The 18142-nt window shown below is 43.7% G+C and carries 15 protein-coding genes; 4 read left to right on the forward strand and 11 right to left on the reverse strand.

Annotated features, from left to right (window positions below; translation table 11 throughout):
- The first annotated feature begins 1105 nt into the window (after nucleotides 1-1105).
- Nucleotides 1106-1534 (forward strand): helix-turn-helix domain-containing protein, encoded by a 429-nt coding sequence (locus IX315_RS07985; RefSeq protein WP_211635790.1) that lies wholly within the window; start codon nucleotides 1106-1108, stop codon nucleotides 1532-1534.
- A 452-nt stretch (nucleotides 1535-1986) separates the two neighbouring features.
- Here IX315_RS07985 and IX315_RS07990 read toward each other — a convergent pair whose 3' ends face one another.
- The 3 genes from IX315_RS07990 to IX315_RS08000 form a co-directional block, all read right to left on the reverse strand.
- Nucleotides 1987-3474 (reverse strand): PH domain-containing protein, encoded by a 1488-nt coding sequence (locus tag IX315_RS07990; RefSeq protein WP_211837347.1) that lies wholly within the window; start codon nucleotides 3472-3474, stop codon nucleotides 1987-1989.
- On the reverse strand, nucleotides 3461-4006 hold the full coding sequence (locus tag IX315_RS07995) for a PH domain-containing protein (RefSeq protein ID WP_211837348.1): 546 nt from the start codon (nucleotides 4004-4006) through the stop codon (nucleotides 3461-3463). Before IX315_RS07995 ends, IX315_RS07990 begins: the two co-directional genes overlap by 14 nt.
- 154 nt (nucleotides 4007-4160) lie before the next feature.
- Nucleotides 4161-6824 carry a valine--tRNA ligase gene (locus tag IX315_RS08000; RefSeq protein WP_211833646.1) on the reverse strand — a complete coding sequence of 888 codons (2664 nt, stop codon included), beginning with the start codon at nucleotides 6822-6824 and terminating at the stop codon, nucleotides 4161-4163.
- A 453-nt stretch (nucleotides 6825-7277) separates the two neighbouring features.
- Here IX315_RS08000 and IX315_RS08005 point away from each other — a divergent pair, with 453 nt between their 5' ends.
- The 3 genes from IX315_RS08005 to IX315_RS08015 are packed head-to-tail and all read left to right on the forward strand — an operon-like array spanning nucleotide 7278 to nucleotide 9308.
- The gene (locus IX315_RS08005) at nucleotides 7278-7886 is read left to right on the forward strand and encodes a MarC family protein (protein ID WP_018357961.1); all 609 of its coding nucleotides are present in this window, start codon (nucleotides 7278-7280) and stop codon (nucleotides 7884-7886) included.
- Nucleotides 7886-9025 carry a DNA replication/repair protein RecF gene (recF, locus tag IX315_RS08010; protein WP_018357960.1) on the forward strand — a complete coding sequence of 380 codons (1140 nt, stop codon included), beginning with the start codon at nucleotides 7886-7888 and terminating at the stop codon, nucleotides 9023-9025. The genes IX315_RS08005 and recF overlap by 1 nt, the downstream gene beginning before the upstream one ends.
- Nucleotides 9006-9308 carry a DciA family protein gene (locus IX315_RS08015; protein WP_018357959.1) on the forward strand — a complete coding sequence of 101 codons (303 nt, stop codon included), beginning with the start codon at nucleotides 9006-9008 and terminating at the stop codon, nucleotides 9306-9308. The genes recF and IX315_RS08015 overlap by 20 nt, the downstream gene beginning before the upstream one ends.
- Here the strand turns inward: IX315_RS08015 and IX315_RS08020 are convergent, their stop codons facing one another.
- The 8 genes from IX315_RS08020 to IX315_RS08055 all read right to left on the reverse strand — a co-directional run bounded on the left by IX315_RS08020 (nucleotide 9309) and on the right by IX315_RS08055 (nucleotide 17723).
- Nucleotides 9309-9875 carry a 5-formyltetrahydrofolate cyclo-ligase gene (locus IX315_RS08020; RefSeq protein ID WP_018357958.1) on the reverse strand — a complete coding sequence of 189 codons (567 nt, stop codon included), beginning with the start codon at nucleotides 9873-9875 and terminating at the stop codon, nucleotides 9309-9311. It abuts the gene before it with no gap.
- Nucleotides 9872-11536: a S41 family peptidase gene (locus IX315_RS08025; RefSeq protein WP_018357957.1), complete on the reverse strand. Its 1665-nt coding sequence runs from the start codon at nucleotides 11534-11536 to the stop codon at nucleotides 9872-9874. The genes IX315_RS08020 and IX315_RS08025 overlap by 4 nt, the downstream gene beginning before the upstream one ends.
- 4 nt (nucleotides 11537-11540) lie before the next feature.
- Complete coding sequence (locus tag IX315_RS08030; protein ID WP_134849520.1) at nucleotides 11541-11969, reverse strand: deoxycytidylate deaminase; 429 nt, start codon at nucleotides 11967-11969, stop codon at nucleotides 11541-11543.
- 5 nt (nucleotides 11970-11974) lie between these two features.
- The gene (argS, locus tag IX315_RS08035; protein WP_211639496.1) at nucleotides 11975-13756 is read right to left on the reverse strand and encodes an arginine--tRNA ligase; all 1782 of its coding nucleotides are present in this window, start codon (nucleotides 13754-13756) and stop codon (nucleotides 11975-11977) included.
- Nucleotides 13757-13766: 10 nt separating this feature from the next.
- Nucleotides 13767-14117: an aspartate 1-decarboxylase gene (panD, locus tag IX315_RS08040; protein WP_018357954.1), complete on the reverse strand. Its 351-nt coding sequence runs from the start codon at nucleotides 14115-14117 to the stop codon at nucleotides 13767-13769.
- Between the two features lie 147 nt (nucleotides 14118-14264).
- Nucleotides 14265-15020 (reverse strand): succinate dehydrogenase/fumarate reductase iron-sulfur subunit, encoded by a 756-nt coding sequence (locus tag IX315_RS08045; protein ID WP_018357953.1) that lies wholly within the window; start codon nucleotides 15018-15020, stop codon nucleotides 14265-14267.
- Between the two features lie 31 nt (nucleotides 15021-15051).
- The gene (locus IX315_RS08050; RefSeq protein ID WP_018357952.1) at nucleotides 15052-16992 is read right to left on the reverse strand and encodes a fumarate reductase/succinate dehydrogenase flavoprotein subunit; all 1941 of its coding nucleotides are present in this window, start codon (nucleotides 16990-16992) and stop codon (nucleotides 15052-15054) included.
- Between the two features lie 23 nt (nucleotides 16993-17015).
- Nucleotides 17016-17723 (reverse strand): succinate dehydrogenase, encoded by a 708-nt coding sequence (locus IX315_RS08055; RefSeq protein ID WP_026215593.1) that lies wholly within the window; start codon nucleotides 17721-17723, stop codon nucleotides 17016-17018.
- Nucleotides 17724-18142 lie beyond the last annotated feature (419 nt).

Genomic DNA, 18142 nt, shown 5'->3' on the forward strand with positions numbered 1-18142 from the left:
AATCACGCAGAATATCGGATGAGGCTTAAGTATATCAGCATACTCTTCATGTTGCATATTAGTAAAATAAGCGATAGCTACCTAATATCTGTAGAGATATAGTATAATATTGAGGGAATTCGTAATGTATAGTACATGACCATGCCTGAATACCGTAAGCAACGCCATAGTTTGCTTTTGTGCAAAAGTGTCATCAAGTTTATATAGTCTACTATTGTATCTTTATTAGTCCCTAGTCTCGTTACTTCCATTATCCATCGTGGTTTTAGTCTCTATGGAGACCGGCTTGATTCCCTCCCGGGAGGGACTGGAGTTTTTCTAAGGAGAAACTGGAGTCTCTCTGGGGAGGGACTTTCTTTGCTCAGGCAAGGACTTGGTGGCACTAATCATATTTCTGAAAATAAGGATACCTTCAGGTTGTTAATCCATATACTTCTGACACTCCTCATTACTAAGATCAAAATTTACTAGAATGGCTTAGATGAATATTTCCCTATATTCTCGAAATCCAAAACTACCCGTTTCTAGTGACTTTAGAAGCCATTATAAATTCACATTGTGTATCTATTTACCATGTGAATTATCTATCCATATATAATTTATACACATAACTAATTTATGATATATATGATGTACACACAATAAATTCACACCTCTAGCTTCGGTATATATGGATTCTAGCAATTTCGAAACAATAATAAATGCAAATATCAAGCGTTATTCACTTTGTGAACTCGTATTCTTTGCATTGTAACTATCTGGTTTTCTTTTGATAATATATACTATCCTATACGTATTTTAAGGCAGAGTAGGGTAATCCTATATGATTTATGCAAAGTTTGCTATATATAGATATTGGTGACTAACTAATCTCTATATGAACAGTATATTACATCTTTTAATCTATAATATTTCTAACAGAAGTAATTAGTATACATAGTATTTTAGGTGTTGTACAAAGCTAATCATCATATTAATTGGATATTTTGTGTATATTTGTGTGGATATAAGATGTATGTATAATGTACCTCCATGTGAATGTATATATACAAACAAAATTTACATGCTAAGTAGCTAAGAAAAGATGGTAAAAGAGGAGAAATTAATGGAGCAAGGAAAGAGGCTTGAGCAGCTAATAATTAAGGAGGGGCTATCACAAGCTGACTTCTCTCTAAAAACTGGAATTAAGACGTCTACACTCAATCACGTAATCAAAGGCAGGAATGATATCAGTGCAATGGTAATGTCTCAAATTCTAAATGCCTTTCCTAGTTTTAATGAAGAGTGGATACGAACAGGAGTGGGAGAGATGACTATAGCCATTTCATTCGAACAGGCTAATTCACCTTCACCTAATTCGACACCCTATGGCTTAGGTTTGCCTTTGTTTGATATTCAAAAGCAACCCCAAGCTAATGAAATAAAGGTCGAGAATCCGCTCCCCAAAGAAACTAAGATTAAGGAGCGGAAGATTACAAAGATTATTGTCTATTATGATGACAACACCTTCGAGACGTTTCTACAAGATCATTAGGATAGGTTGAATGGTCATTACCTCTATACTGATATATGGTTTAATATCTACTAATCAATAATAGTTGTTATGTTAAGTAGATAATATGCTAATAGATACAAGGTCGATAAAAACACTGTAATTGTACTCCCCCTTCTTGGGGAATCTTTGGGAAATCTTTGGGTATCCCTTGAGTTTTCTTTGAGGATTCTGTAAATCTATTAGCATGCGGACTCCTTTATGTCCGATCCTTGCTGGAGCTGTATTGTGATGCGGGTATTCATTATAAATGGGCACCATTTTACTGGGAAAGGATGCTATTAAACAGCGAACCCCCGGGCGGGGTCGTGTGGTTGGTTACTACAAACCGTAATTGCGCATATGTTTTCCTGCAGGACACACTATGAGACTGTTGCACGGTGGCGAACTACTGCGTTACTTTCGACATTCGTGCAACAGTCTCACTATGTAGTTCAGCGCCTATAATTGAGGTGATTTCGTAGAGTAGTGTTGCTGCTTCTATAGAGGATGTAGTCCACAATGGTAGCCGAAGATGGTGCTTTAACGCTACGTATAGACTTCGGATTGCCCTTCGTAAATAGTCTGATATGACGATTCTTTGAGAGATATCCCAGAAAGCTCAGCTGCTTTGTCCTCACGTGTTCTATAGCTTCGTACCGAATATAAGCCTTTTTATCAGCAATAACCCCACTTTGGAGCTCAATATAATCTTCTACCAATTGAATGGAACTTCTCTTCTGCTTGAGCATCCCCATCCAAACCAATACTCCAGTAACAACCAGACTGATAAGTGCCCCAGCTACAATATCCCAATAGATAACAGCTCCCAAAAGTGGCATACTTGCCAACCACCAAGGCAAAAATGAGTACCAAAAGAGAACCTTCTGTGCATGTGCTCTGAATAGTATCTCCTGCTCCTCAGTGCCATAAAGCCACTCTTCGAGCTCCTGAATACAAGAGACACCAGGGATAGTAATGATGTTTTCGCCCTTATCTCCTTCTATATTCTTGGCTTGTTCGAGTGTAAACGAAGAGAGACCCAAGTACTTTTCTAGTGGATTTGCTTTGGTGACAAGTGCAATGACTTTATCGCGATACAACTGTATCGTCACTTTATTCACTAGTCCTGCTTTGTATACCATATAATTAGGATAAAAATCGAGCGTTAATCCCCAATATTTTACCCATACGAATACCCACCAAATCAGTAGTCCTATCACATACCCTACCACCAGGAGTATCGGAATGACCAAAAGGCTGGTATGCTCTATGATAGATTGGGAGTTTGCTTCTAAATAATCCGTAGCAAGCCTTATAACTTTCTCGGAATTGGGCATCTGAGCATACAGATAAGCGAGCACACTACCAATTAGCACCATGCCCCTTAAGTGATTTTGAACCAAAGCTGCACGCAACAGTTCCAAGGGGTTCATACGATAACTCCACAGCGGTTCGTCTATCCCCCTACTCTCTTTCGGTACCTCGGATTCTCCTTCTTCGACCACTAAATGAGATAGGTTAGTCCAATCCTCCTCGCTAAGTATAAACTCCAGCTCTGCTTTCTTCTCCGCTACGGTATCGAAGACTACGCCAACCATATCTACTATCTGGTAGATAAAGTTTCTGCGTGTGCGCATCGCATGGATGCGATTTAGAGGAAAACTCTCTTCCTTTTTATTCAATAAGCCTGAGTTACATACGAGTTTGCCATCTCTTATCCACAGTCTTGTGGTAAAATATCTCACCATTGCTAACCCTACAAAGAGTATAGCAATAGCAATAAGTGCGACTACTGAAACAAGCTGGAACTTACCTTTGCCATTGATGAATACGACAAACAATAGTGCCCACATAATCTTTATGTAGCCCCAAATGCTTTTTACGACAAGCACCAAAAGGGCTTCCCAGCCCATTCGAGTAGGTTCTCTAAAGTCCCTCATGCGCAATCTGTCGTAGTAAATAGCTACGCATCGTCTCTGCCTTATCTTTAGTAAGGCCAGGAATTGTCAGTGCCACACCGCCCTGCGAGCCATCAGCGATTTCTATACTATATAGACCAAGCCATCGCTCGAAAAGAGATTGTTTCACGGTCACTTGCTGAATTCTGCTTACTGGAATCGTGGTAGTCCTTCGGAAGAAGAGTCCTTTACGGAAGGTTAGATCCTTTTCCCGAAATGCATAACCACGTACGGCATAGGCTCTCTTGAGCCAAAGCATTGCCCCACTCCACCAAAGAAGCATTACCCCAATGGGTATCAATAGCGCCCAAAGAGACGCTCTAAGAGGCTCTACAAGCACCCAAACCACGATATAAATAAGCAGAGGGATAAGCATCCATAGCGATACCTCCAACCTCATCTGCGTGATATACTTAGGCAAAAGAGCAGTCAGCTCCAGCTCATCTACGCTAGGTAGAGAGCTGAAGCTGAGTGCCTCATTCCGATAATCCTCGGGTATGTGATAACTGTTCATATCATTGTAATTCGTACCTGTAAAGGTCGTGTATGGCAAAAGTATAGAATTAGTCACAATAAGCCCCAAAAAATTAGTCGACTAATTTTCAGAATCAGTCGACTAATTTTGGCGAAAGTGACGACTGTTTATTTACCTTTCCAAAACCACCAGTTCAGTTTTTCTTTTCCTGAAGATGGGGTGCCTCTTGGTATGCGGTAGCTAAGCGGGCTCTAACTGCAGCAAGTTTCTCCTCTGCATCGTGCTCCTTCTTACGCTCCATTGCCACCACTTGCTCAGGAGCATTCGCCACGAACTTCTCGTTGGAGAGCTTTGCACGTACACCTTTGAGGAACTTCTCGTAGTGTACCTCCTCGCCCTTCAGCTTCTCAATCTCAGCAGCGATATCTACAAGCCCGGTAAATGGCACACCAAATTGAGCTGTTTCCACATTAAAGATAGCCATATCGGCACTCTCCGCTGACTTCTCTTCATGGAATACCGAGATATTCGCGAGCTTAGTAATCACTGCCTTAGCACTATCACTTAGTTTAGTCTCTGAGAATAGCTCTAGCTCTTCCTTTGGAGAGACGCCCTTCTGAGCGCGTAAGTTGCGGATATTAGTGATAATCTCACGAGAGAAGTCCATCGACTTGATAATCTCTTCACTAAACTCTTGCTGCTTTCGTAGCTGGCTTACCATAATGCTCTCCCCTTCCTTGCGCTCTCGTACAGCTTGCCATAACTCTTCCGATATAAAAGGCATAAATGGGTGTACCAATTGCATTAATTGCTCAAAGAAAGTGTTGGTTGCTTCGATAGTTGCACGGTCGATTGGTTCTCCATATCCGGGCTTAATCAATTCGAGAAAAGTCCCCGAGAAGTCATCGCGAATGAGTTTGTACATCAATAGTGTAGCATCATTGATGCGGTACTTCTTGAAGTGATCCGTTAGAATTGCTTCCTGCTTCCTTAGTAAGTGCTCGAACCACTCAATCGCTGCCTTCTGAGCACCATTCTGCTCGGCTGTATCACTTATCTCCCAACCCTGGATTAAGCGGAAGGAGTTCCATATCTTATTATTGAAGTTGCGCCCTTGCTCTACTAGGCTCTCGTCGAATAGGATGTCGTTACCAGCCGAAGCCGCAGTCATCAATCCCATGCGTACGCCATCGGCACCATACTGCTCAATTAGCTTGAGTGGGTCTGGGCTATTGCCGAGCGATTTACTCATCTTACGGCGTAGGCTATCACGGACAATACCTGTGAGGAATACGTTCTTGAATGGGAAAGTCCCTCTATACTCGTAGCCTGCAATAATCATCCTAGCTACCCAGAAGAATAAGATATCAGGCCCTGTTACGAGGTCTGAAGTAGGGAAGTAGTAGTTTAGCTCGGCATTATCCTTGTCCATAGGGTTGCCAAATACAGAGATTGGCCAGAGCCAAGAGCTAAACCATGTGTCTAATGTATCTGGGTCTTGACTAAGGTCGTTGAGTGTCAGAGACGGATTTCCTGTGATCTTCTTAGCTTCTTCAAGCGCAATCTCGGCAGTCTCACCTATCACGATACTACCATCCTCTAAGAAGTAGGCAGGAATGCGGTGCCCCCAGTATAGCTGGCGAGAGATATTCCAGTCTCTAACGTTCTCCATCCAAGAGGCATAAACTCCCTTGAAACGGTCAGGAACGAGTTGCACCTCGTTACTCATCACAGCTTCGTATGCTGGCTTAGAAAGTTCCTTCATCTTTAGGAACCACTGCATTGATAGCTTAGGCTCGATAGGCACATGGGTACGCTCCGAGAGCCCCACCTTATTGGTATAGTCTTCGATTTTCTCAATCAGACCTAGCGTCTCTAGCTCTTTCACAAAGGCATTGCGCACCTCCATACGATCTTGCCCCTCATACTTACCGCCGTGTGCGTTGAGCGTGCCATCGTCGTTGAATACATCTATCTCTGGCAGATTATACTTTTGACCAAGCATATAGTCGTTCACATCGTGGCTTGGGGTTACCTTCAGGCACCCAGTACCAAACTCCCTATCTACATATTCATCCGTAATAATAGGGATAATTCTATTCACCCCAGGCACCACAACCTCCCTACCCTTTAACCACTGATAGCGTTCATCCTCGGGATGGATGCAGACTGCGGTATCACCAAATATCGTCTCGGGACGAGTGGTAGCCACCACAATATACTTACCCTCCTCACCCTTTACGAAGTAGCGAACATAATACAGCTTACCATGCTGCTCCTCATAGATAATCTCTTCGTCAGAGATAGCCGTCTTTGCTTTAGGATCCCAGTTAATCATGCGTACTCCACGATATATCAAACCTTTACGATAAAGGTCGCAGAATACATCAATCACCGCATCGCTTCGCTTCTCATCCATAGTGAAAGCGAGCCTATCCCAGTCACAAGACGCACCTACCTTCTTGAGCTGCTCCACTATGATGCCGCCATGCTCGTGCGTCCAATCCCATACATGCTTTAAGAACTCCTCACGGCTTAGGTCACTCTTCTTAATCCCTTGCTTTGCCAAACGCTCTACTACTTTTGCTTCAGTAGCAATCGAAGCATGGTCAGTCCCAGGCATCCAACAAGCATTGTAGCCAGTCATCCTAGCCCTACGAATGAGGATATCTTGTATCGTGTTATTGAGCATGTGCCCCATGTGTAGCACGCCGGTCACATTGGGTGGCGGCATGATTATGGTATACGGCTGCCTATGGTCGGGCTTAGAGGCGAATAGTTTATGCTCTTGCCAATAAGCATACCACTTATCTTCCACTTCACTTGGGTCGTATTTAGCGCTCAATTCTCTGCTCATAATCACAATATATAGTTAATTTTAATGGCTACAAAGGTACCATTTTTTCTGCAGTCTTAATATATCGAGTTATCCGATAATAGTCAACCTTATGGCGAGTAGGATCAATCCGCTCATATAGGATTATCGGGGGCTAACGTATAATATTATTGCGGATTAGAGCGAATTTGGCTAACTTTGCAGCGTAAAAAAGGATGCAGGAGTGTCCCGTCATGTATTCTAACTAAGCAATTGTAAGTACTCGAAATCTTGCCATAGTGAAGAAGGTACTTGTAGAAACTTGAAGCAATCTGATAACTTTTAGAGTCCATTGTGCCAATTCCTCCATCTTTATTAATAAGTGAAGCCCTTCTCTGGGATTGGAGGTAGTGCTTCAACTCCTACCTAAGGATTGAGAAAAAAATAGTAATTTTGTGCATTTAATAATAGACAAGCAAGTTAGACGAACAAATCATGGATTGGTTAATTGGTGTATTTCAGGGTATTAACTTTACGGAGATAGGCAAGGTCTTCTCCAGCCTTTTTGTGGTAATCGATATCATCGGTGCTATCCCTATTATTATCAACCTCAAGCAGTCGGGACAAAAGATAGAGCCTTTCAAGACGGTTCTATTCTCGACATTCATTCTTCTCGCTTTCCTATTCTTTGGAGAGCTAGTACTTAGCTTCCTGGGAGTAACTAGGCAGAGCTTTGCTGCTGGTGGTGCGATTATTCTCTTCCTACTAGCAGTGGAAATGATATTCGGAGTAGAGATATTTAGGAACGATGCACCTGGTGGTTCTAGTACGCTTGTCCCTTTGGTATTTCCATTGATAGCAGGAGCAGCATCATTTACTACTCTATTGACATTCACCTCTACGGCTGCGATGATCAATATTGTGATTGCTACGCTCATGAATATGGTGGTTGTCTACTTCGTACTCCGGAATATCAGTTTCGTGGAGCGTATCTTTGGTCAGGGAGGTATCTATGTGCTCCGAAAGTTCTTCGGTGCTGTCCTTATGGCCATCTCTGTAAATATTTTCATTGAGAATATCTCGAAGATTGTATTTGGTATCTAATGATACTTAAGCACCTTTCGCTCACTAATTATAAGAATATTGAGCTTGCCCATCTTAGCTTTTCCGATAAGTTCAACTGCGTTATCGGAGCAAATGGAATGGGCAAGACCAATCTGCTTGATAGCATCTATTATCTCTCGTTTACGCGGAGTAATCAGTACCTTCCCGACTCCATGATTATCCGTCATGGAGAGGGTATGGCAATTATTTCGGGAGAGTATGAGGTAAATGGAGATCAGGAACAGGTGTTCTTTGGGCTACAACAGGGACGAAATAAGACTCTGAAGCGCAATAAAAAGGAATATACCCGAATGGCTGACCATGTAGGGCTATTTCCTCTCGTGATGATAGCCCCGAGTGATATAGATTTAATTAAGGGAGGGAGTACGGAGCGAAGGAGCTTTATGGATCAATTCCTTTGTCAAGAGTCGCGTGAGTACATGACTATTGCAAAGAATTATAAGTCTCTCGTAGAGCATCGTAATAAGATGCTAAAGCAAGAGATGGGGCTAGATTTATCGTTATTGGATGTAGTGAATCAGCAGATGTCCATAGAAGCTGAGCGGATATCTAGGTTTCGAGAGGAGTGGATAGAAAGGATTACTCCTCTATTCCATCATTACTACAATACGATTACGGGAGGAAATGAGTCAGTGCACTTACGCTATCTCTTTTCTATTGACAAGCAACCTCCTGTAGCGGATGACTTCCTACAAGTTTGGCAGAGTAGCTTGCAAGGGGATTTAGCTTGTGGGTTCACAAGGATTGGGCCGCACAGGGACGATATTGAGATGCTCATCGGTGATTATCTTATCCGTAAGATCGGTTCTCAGGGACAGAATAAGAGCTATATGATAGCACTAAAGCTCGCTCAGTACAACCTATTGTGCCAACTTTATCCCCACAATCTCCCTATCCTACTTTTAGATGATGTGTTTGATAAACTAGATGAAAGGCGGGTAGAACGTATTGTAGACCTCTTGAGCGGTGACCAGTTTGGGCAGATATTTATGAGTGATACCAATAGGAAATATCTGAATAAGATTCTCCAAAGACAGCCTAAGGGATCGTATAGTATTTTCAGTGCCTACAATGGTACTTTTACTGATATTACGGACAATGAGGCACTACAAAACTGAAAAGATAGGGTCACTCCTTCAGAAAAAACGCTACGAACTAGATGTGCTTAAACTAGTGAAGCAATATAAGGAGTTATCCACAGCTTGGGCGAATATCCCCGACCCAACACTCCAAAAGATCAAAGTAAACCATCAGATTACACAAGACAATACCTTACAAATAGTTTGTCCCTCCTCTGTCGCACTTACGTACGTACGACAGAGAAGGGACATAATAGAATCATCTCTCAGGGGATTTATGTCCGCTCACCTGATTAAATCCCTTGAGATTATTATCAAGTGACTAAAAGACATAACTACTCTGCTCTGTAAGTAGCATATCCATACTTTGGTCAAACGGATCCATAGGGAGTTCTTCTGTCATTACCTGTAGGTGGTAAGCAATAGCTATCTTTTGCCTAATGGCTTCTGGATACCTTTGGAAGTATCTATCGTAATAGCCACGTCCACGCCCTACTCTACCGCCAAATGTGTCAAAAGCTACGCCTGGCACAATCATCACTTCTGGCACTAGTGCTTGGCTAATATCATCGGAGGGCTCTTTTATTCCCAAGCTTGATAGATCATACGTATCAATATTTCCAAGTCTATAGAAGTTTATCGTTGTATCGTCTTCTACCCTAGGTACTAGTATCGTATGCTTGCCTTGCTCTACAAGTAGATGAATAAGGTGCGATGTATCTACTTCATCGGGCATGCTCAAGAATAATGCTACCTTAGTGGCTGGCATACTCTTCAGCACATCAAAAGCCTTTTCCGAGACTACCCTAGATATTTCTACTCTCTCGTCCAGTGTAATCTGCTTTTTACGCTCTCTTACTATCTTCCTTACTTCCTTCTTTTCCATCATTGTGCTATTAACAAAGAATCTGGTACATTCTTGACTTCTTTAGGAATAGCAAGCGGTGAATAGACCCTCTGCGAGAAAAGTAACTCGGCTCTCTTTATCATAGGGTCGTCAAGGCTTCTAACCTTCCAAGAGCTATCCTGACCATATAGATAGTCAACCACGAGAGGGAATAGTATACTATTGAGTTGTTTCTGCGACTGTGCAATCTGGTAGTTACGTGGGACAACGCCCTTCTTCTGTGCATATTTAGCTAATTGCCATACCAATCCCTGGTTGTCCAAGAATCTATATACCTCTTCCAGACTACCAATACGCGATAGCAAGTTGCGGTACTTATCTGCATACACAAATGAGAACTCGTGCACCAATCCTTTATTCAGCACCTCCGCATAATAGCTGGTCATACCAAGGGTATCCCGTGGTACAAAAATGTCGGGCATGATACCCCCACCACCGTGGACTGAACGCCCTGCTTTTGTCTTATAAAGTAGGTTGGGATTCAGCTTGACACTATCGGCTGAGAACATCTCGCCACCCATCACTCTATCAATCCAATCGTGTGTATAAGCCTCGTCACCCCCTAGTTTATAATCTCTTTGGATAGATCTGCCAGAGGCGGTATGGTATCGAGCAATCGTTAGGTGTACTGATGAACCATCATAATACTCGAAAGGCTTCTGCATAAGCCCCTTTCCGAAACTTCTACGACCGATTAAGACAGCAATATCATTATCCTGTAGCGCACCACTGACAATCTCAGAAGAAGATGCCGATAGCTCGTTTAGGAGGACGTATATAGGGAATCCAATCAGAGTACCAGTGCCATCGCTGTAAACGTCGCTACGCTTCTTGTGCGCTCCCTCAGTATAGATAATAAGACTTCCCTCGGGGAGCATTTCATTCGCTATAAGTAGAGCCGGCTGTACCAAGCCACCTGGGTTATCTCTGAGGTCTAAAATTAGTCCCTTCGCACCGCTATTGCGAAGCTTAGCCACCGACTGCATAAAGTCGTCATGGGTAGAGACCGAGAAGCCTTTGAGCCTAACGAAACCGAGAGAGTCATTAACCATAAAGGTAGCATCCACATTGCTCGTGTTAACTACCCCACGCTTCACTTGTACCTCGGTGATTTCGGAGGTGTTGTAGGGACGAACGCCTAAGGTAACGATACTGCCTTTCTTGCCTTTCAGTAGAGAGCGAATAGAATCAGGAGAAAAAGTATTGCCCGTAGTGTTCTTACCATCTATTGTTACAATGCGATCGCCAGGCTTCAGACCCGCAATATCAGAAGGTCCATTAGGAACTGTTTGAATCACCACTGCAGTATCAAGAATCGTATTGAACGATATGCCCACTCCGTAAAAGAAACCATCAAGATTCTCCTGCTCGGCAGCACGTTCCTCGGCAGTAAGATAGGTAGAGTGTGGATCAAGCTGACTAATAAGAGTCGGGATGAGCTGTGCTACCAATGCATCTACATCGACACTATCCACATAGCTCTCATCAATCATCTGTAGTGTCGCCTTAAGCTTGTCCATAGGCGTTACAGATCGTAGGAGAGGATTCTTCAGGCTCTGCCGCTGCCCAAAGAAATACCCACCAATCAGCGCCAATACAAATAATAAGGCGACTAAGATACCATGTACTACCTTTTTACCCATCTCTCTATTTCTCCTTGATTGGTAAATAATCCACCACAATACCTGCTTGCTTGAGAAGGTCTAGCCCCTCAGTTAGGCGATAACTCTCAGAGTATACCACCCGTTTGATACCCGCTTGTATAATTAGTTTAGAGCATTCCAAGCAAGGTGCATGCGTCACATATATGGTTGCGCCCGAGCTATTGTTGTTACTCGCTGCTACCTTAGTAATCGCATTGGCTTCGGCATGAAGTACGTAAGGATACGTCTTATTATCCTGATCTTCACAACAATTTTCAAATCCTGATGGTGTACCATTGTATCCATCAGAGATAATCATTTTGTCCTTCACAATTAGCGCACCTACTTGCAATCTCTTGCAGTAAGAGTTCTCCGCCCATATCTCAGCCATCCGAAGATAGCGACGATCAATTGCCACTTGCTTGTCCTCCATGACGCTTACATTCTCTCTGGCATTTCAATACCAAGCAGCCCAACGGCTTTCCTCAATACTTCACTTGTAAGATAAGCTAGAAGTAGACGGTGACGCTTAACTGCTTCATCGGCTTCGTTAAGTATTGAATGGTCGTGATAGAATTGGTTAAACTCCTTACCTAGGTCGTAGGCATAGTTTGCCAATGCACCTGGGTTAAGCTCATTGCCTGCTTGCTTTACAACACTACCAAATTCATTAAGTCGCTTTACTAGAGCTATCTCTTTGCCTTCCATCACAATGTTTCCCTTGGCACTTAGGAAATCAATGCCCTCGGCCTTTCTCAGGATACTCTGGATACGCGCATAAGTATACTGGATAAATGGTCCTGTATTACCATTAAAGTCAATAGACTCCTTAGGGTCGAAGAGCATATTTTTACGAGGCTCCACCTTTAGAAGGAAATATTTCAATGCGCCAAGCCCAACACGACGTGCCATCTCTCGGCGTTCTTCCTCGCTCATTTCTACTGCCCTACCCTGCCCCTCAGAGGCTTCGAGAGCCGTCTCGACCATCTTATCCATAAGGTCGTCTGCATCTACTACAGTACCTTCACGGCTCTTCATTTTCCCTTCAGGTAGCTCAACCATACCATAAGAGAAGTGCTTGAGATCTTTTCCAAAAGAATACCCCAGTTTATCGAGGATAATAGAGAGTACCTGGAAGTGGTAATCTTGCTCATTCCCTACTACGTAAATCATCTGGTCTATCGGATAATCTTGGAAACGAAGCTTTGCTGTACCGATATCCTGTGTGATATACACCGAAGTACCATCGGCACGAAGTAGAATTTTACGGTCATATCCCTCTGAAGTCAGATCAGCCCATACGGAACCATCCTCATCCTTTACGAAAATCCCTTCTTGTAGTCCACGGAGTACCTCATCTCTACCAACCAAGTAGGTAGCACTCTCGTAGTAAATCTTATCAAAGTCTACACCTAGGCGCTTATACGTCTCATCAAAACCAGCATACACCCAGCTATTCATCATCTTCCACATGGAGCGAATCTCCTCGTCACCCTGCTCCCAATTCTTGAGCATGGCGCGTGCCTCTTGCATGAGTGTACTCTGCTTCTCGGCTTCCTCAGTAGATAGACCCTTAGCCTCAAGCTCCTTTAGCTCTGCTTTGTAGTGCTTATCAAAAAGTACATAGAAGTCCCCAATTAGATGATCGCCTTTCAAGCCAGTGCTTTCAGGAGTTGCACCCTCACCCCATTTCTTCCAAGCCAACATAGACTTACAGATATGAATACCTCGGTCATTTACTATGTTGGTCTTGACTACCCGTTTGCCATTCGCCTCCAAAATCTTGGAGATGCTATAACCGAGCAGATTATTGCGGATATGCCCTAAGTGTAGTGGCTTATTGGTATTTGGAGAGGAATACTCAACCATATATAAGGGCGCATCACTAGCAGGCGTCTCTATGCCATACCCTTCGGTCTCTTTCATTTCCCATAGCTGATCCACGAAGAACGTCCCTTGTAGTTCAATATTGAGAAATCCCTTAACCACATTAAATTCCTTTACAAGAGTAGGATAATCTCTTACCAATGCTTCTCCAATCTCCGTGGCTGTTGCTTCTGGGCTCTTGCGACTTTGCTTCAGGAATGGGAACACTACAAAAGTATAATCTCCAACAAACTCCTTTTTTGTAGTCGTCACAGATAAATCTACACACGTCACGCCATACAGATGATTTAGCACTGATGCCAAAGCCTCTGATACTTTAGTTTCTATATTCAAGTACTTCATCTTATCCTAGTTTGTTTGTTTCGGAATTTGGGAAAATGACAATGGGTTGGTGCACCTTTGCCTCCTCCTCACTCATCATTGCGTAGGATATGATCAACACAATGTCATCAGGCTGGAAATGTCTTGCTGCAGCGCCATTGAGACAAATGGTGCCGCTTCCGCGCTCTCCTTCAATAACATAAGTTTCTATCCTCGCTCCATTGTTATTATTAACTACTTGTACCTTTTCATTGGGCAGTATATGAGCTGCCTCCATAAGATCCACGTCAATCGTGATGCTTCCCACATAGTTGAGGTTGGCATCAGTGACCCGTACACGGTGGATCTTTGACTTCATCATATTCAATAGCATAGCTTACTCTTTGCTGTCTAGTATATTCTCTCTACTATAACTTGACAAAGATAGCTAAATTTAAGCGATAGACACCTAAAATAGAAAGAAAAAGACAGCTACGCAAGTCCTGCACAGCTGTCTTTTTCTTTCTATCAATACCGAGTATTAGTCCTTGATCTTTGCCTTGATAAACTCACGGTTCATGCGAGCAATGTTGGAGACAGAGATACCCTTAGGACACTCTAGTTCACAAGCGCGAGTATTCGTACAGTTACCAAACCCTAGCTCATCCATCTTAGCCACCATTGCCTTAGCACGCTTTGCAGCCTCTGGACGTCCCTGTGGGAGTAGTGCGAACTGGCTCACCTTAGCACCAACGAAGAGCATTGCCGAACCATTCTTACAAGCTGCGACACAAGCGCCGCACCCAATACAAGAAGCTGCATCGATAGCCATCTCTGCCACGTCGTGTGCGATTGGAATTACGTTGCCATCAGGAGCGCTACCAGTATTCACACTCACGAAACCACCTGCCTGCTGAATCTTATCGAATGCAGTACGGTCTACCATAAGGTCACGAATCACAGGGAAACCTGCAGAGCGCCATGGTTCGATGGTAATGGTATCACCATCGTTAAACGAACGCATGTGCAATTGGCAAGTAGTCACTAGTGAGTCTGGTCCGTGAGGGTGTCCATTGATATATAGTGAACACATACCACAGATACCCTCGCGACAATCGTGGTCGAATGCGATAGGCTCCTTACGCTCGTGGATCAGCTGATTATTCAGCACGTCCATCATCTCAAGAAAAGAGCTACCCTGAGAGATGTTCTTCAGGTCGTAGGTCTCAAAGTGCCCTTTCTCTTTAGCACTCCTCTGCCTCCAGACTCTGACCTTTATATTAATGTCTTTATCCATAACTTATCGTGTCTAATTTCAAAAGGGGTTATTAAGACTTATAATTTCTCTGAGCTCTAACTACAAACTCATAGTCAAGTGGTTCCTTGTGCATCACTGGCGCCTTGTCCTCGCCCTGGTACTCCCAACAAGAGACATAAGAGAAGTTTTCATCGTCACGAAGTGCCTCACCCTCTTCAGTTTGGTACTCAGTACGGAAGTGCCCTCCACAGGATTCCTTGCGGTCGAGAGCGTCATGAGCCATAAGCTCACCAATCTCAATAAAGTCTGCAAGGCGAAGCGCCTTCTCAAGCTCAATATTAAGATCCACAGCCTCACCTGGGATAAATACATCACTCCAGAACTCCTTCTTAACCTGACCTATGAGCTCAATAGCCTTCTTCAGACCAGCCTCATCACGACCCATACCTACATAGTCCCACATAATGGCACCTAACTTCTTGTGTAGGTCATCGACAGACTGCTTACCCTTAATGCTCATCAACTTATTGATACGATCCGTAATCTCTTTCTCTGCAGCATCGAACTCTGGGAGAGAGGTACTGAAACGTGGTACCTGAATCTGGTCAGATAGGTAGTTCTGTATGGTATAAGGGATGATAAAGTAACCATCGGCAAGACCCTGCATAAGTGCAGAAGCACCTAGACGGTTTGCGCCGTGGTCTGAGAAGTTAGCCTCACCAATCGCAAATAGTCCTGGAATGGTAGTCTGTAGCTCATAGTCTACCCAGATACCACCCATGGTGTAGTGGATAGCAGGGAAGATCATCATAGGGGTCTCGTATGGGTTATCAGCAGTAATCTTCTCATACATCTGGAAGAGGTTACCATAACGCTCTGCTACCACCTTGATACCTAGGCGCTGAATAGGCTCAGCGAAGTCTAGGTATACAGCATTACCTGTACCCACGCCATAGCCTGCATCGCAGCGCTCCTTAGCAGCACGTGATGCCACGTCACGAGGCACGAGGTTACCAAAGGCTGGGTACCTACGCTCTAGGTAGTAGTCACGATCCTCTTCCTTAATCTGAGTGGGCTTGAGCTTACCCGCACGGATAGCCTGAGCATCTTCTAGTTTCTTAGGTACCCAGATACGACCATCATTACGCAAAGACTCAGACATCAGAGTTAGCTTACTCTGGAAGTCGCCATGCTGTGGGATACAAGTAGGGTGGATCTGAGCCATACATGGGTTACCAAAGGCTGCGCCCTTCTTGTAGCACTGCCAAGCAGCTGAACCATTACACTCCATAGCGTTGGAGCTAAGGAAGAAGGTATTACCATAACCACCAGTAGCAATCACTACTGCATGCGCTGAATAACGCTCTAGCTTACCAGTGACTAGGTCACGTACAATGATACCCCTAGCACGACCATCAACCATCACGAGGTTGACCATCTCATGACGGGTATGAAGATTGACCTTGCCAAGACCTATCATGCGAGATAGTGACGAATAGGCTCCGAGTAGGAGCTGCTGACCTGTGATACCACGAGAGTAGAAGGTGCGAGATACCTGAGCACCACCGAAAGAACGGTTGGCAAGTGTACCACCATACTCACGCGCAAAAGGCACTCCCTGTGCCACACACTGATCGATAATAGCATTGGAGACCTCGGCTAGGCGATAAACGTTGGCCTCACGAGCTCGATAGTCTCCACCCTTAATCGTATCATAAAACAGACGACCCACAGAGTCACCATCATTCTGATAGTTCTTTGCAGCATTTACACCGCCCTGTGCAGCGATTGAGTGTGCACGACGTGGAGAATCTTGAATACAGAAGCTATCAACATGAAAGCCCAACTCTGCAAGAGTAGCAGCAGCAGAAGCACCAGCAAGTCCTGTACCCACCACAATAACATCAAGCCTACGCTTATTAGCTGGGTTCACCAACTTCTGGGTAGCCTTATAGTTAGTCCACTTATCTGCTAGTGGACCTTTTGGTATTTTGGCATCTAACTTTATCATAATCTCTTAAAGCTCTTTAGTAATTAAATGGTAGCAACTGCCTCGGTAGCATGCTGACCAAGTGTCCAGATAGTACCAACAGTCTCGGGGAATAGGTAGAAGGCAACAGCTGTGCAAGCAAACATCAAGCAGATGATTGTAGCCACTACCACTCCTACAATGTGCAGACGCTTGTACCAAATAGTATTGCTCCAGCCCAAGGTCTGGAATGCACTCCAGAAACCGTGCGTAAGGTGATACCAAATAGCCACAAACCATACAACGTATAGCGCTACCACGATAGGATTGGAGAACTGCATCAAAATCAGTTCAAAACCATTCTCAGGAGCTACGCCTGACCACTCTCGCAACTGCATCTTTGCCCAGAAGTGGGTAAGGTGCCATGCAATCCCGAAGAAGACAATAAGCCCAAGAACAAACATATTCTTAGAAGCCCACTGCACACCTGTCTTGCCAGTCTTGTCGTACTTATCATTACCACGAGCCTTTTGGTTCTGTAAGGTAAGCATTACGGCATAGATTACGTGAACAATCACACCAAGTGCCAGCACAGGCACCATAAACTGCACGATTGCATTCGTGCCAAGAAAACCAGTGATCATGTCGTAGCCAGACTTCGAGAATACCGCTACTAGATTCATGGTTGCATGAAACAGTAGGAAGATAATCAAGAAGAGTCCAGATAGACTCATCACTACTTTCCTGCCAATTGAGGATTTAGTTAACCACATAAAAACAGAGTTGAAATTCTTTAAAGTAGGTATTGTTATTACTTATCTTGTACAAAGATAGGCTATTATCAGAACACCACCAAGGAATTCGCCTATGAATTACGATTTATTTCTCTAATCACCATTTTTAGGTATCTATAGCTGGGATAATTTTCAAATACCTCGTAACATAGTCCTCAAATAGTTGTCGATTTATGACATAGAGGCACAATGGTAAGTGAAATTAGCTGGAAGTATCCCTTCAATCATTGATAGTTGTATGATCTTTATTTGACTTACGGATTGGATTGTGCCCTATCGATGGCAGCTAATGGAATATATAACAGATGATGTCTAGCTAGAGTAAGCCAACTTAATATACGTCGTGAAGAAAGTCTCTCTAGGGAGAGACTGGAGTCCCTCTGGGGAGAGACTGGAGT

It is taken from the genome of Porphyromonas levii (assembly GCF_018206105.1).
Classification (GTDB): domain Bacteria; phylum Bacteroidota; class Bacteroidia; order Bacteroidales; family Porphyromonadaceae; genus Porphyromonas_A; species Porphyromonas_A levii.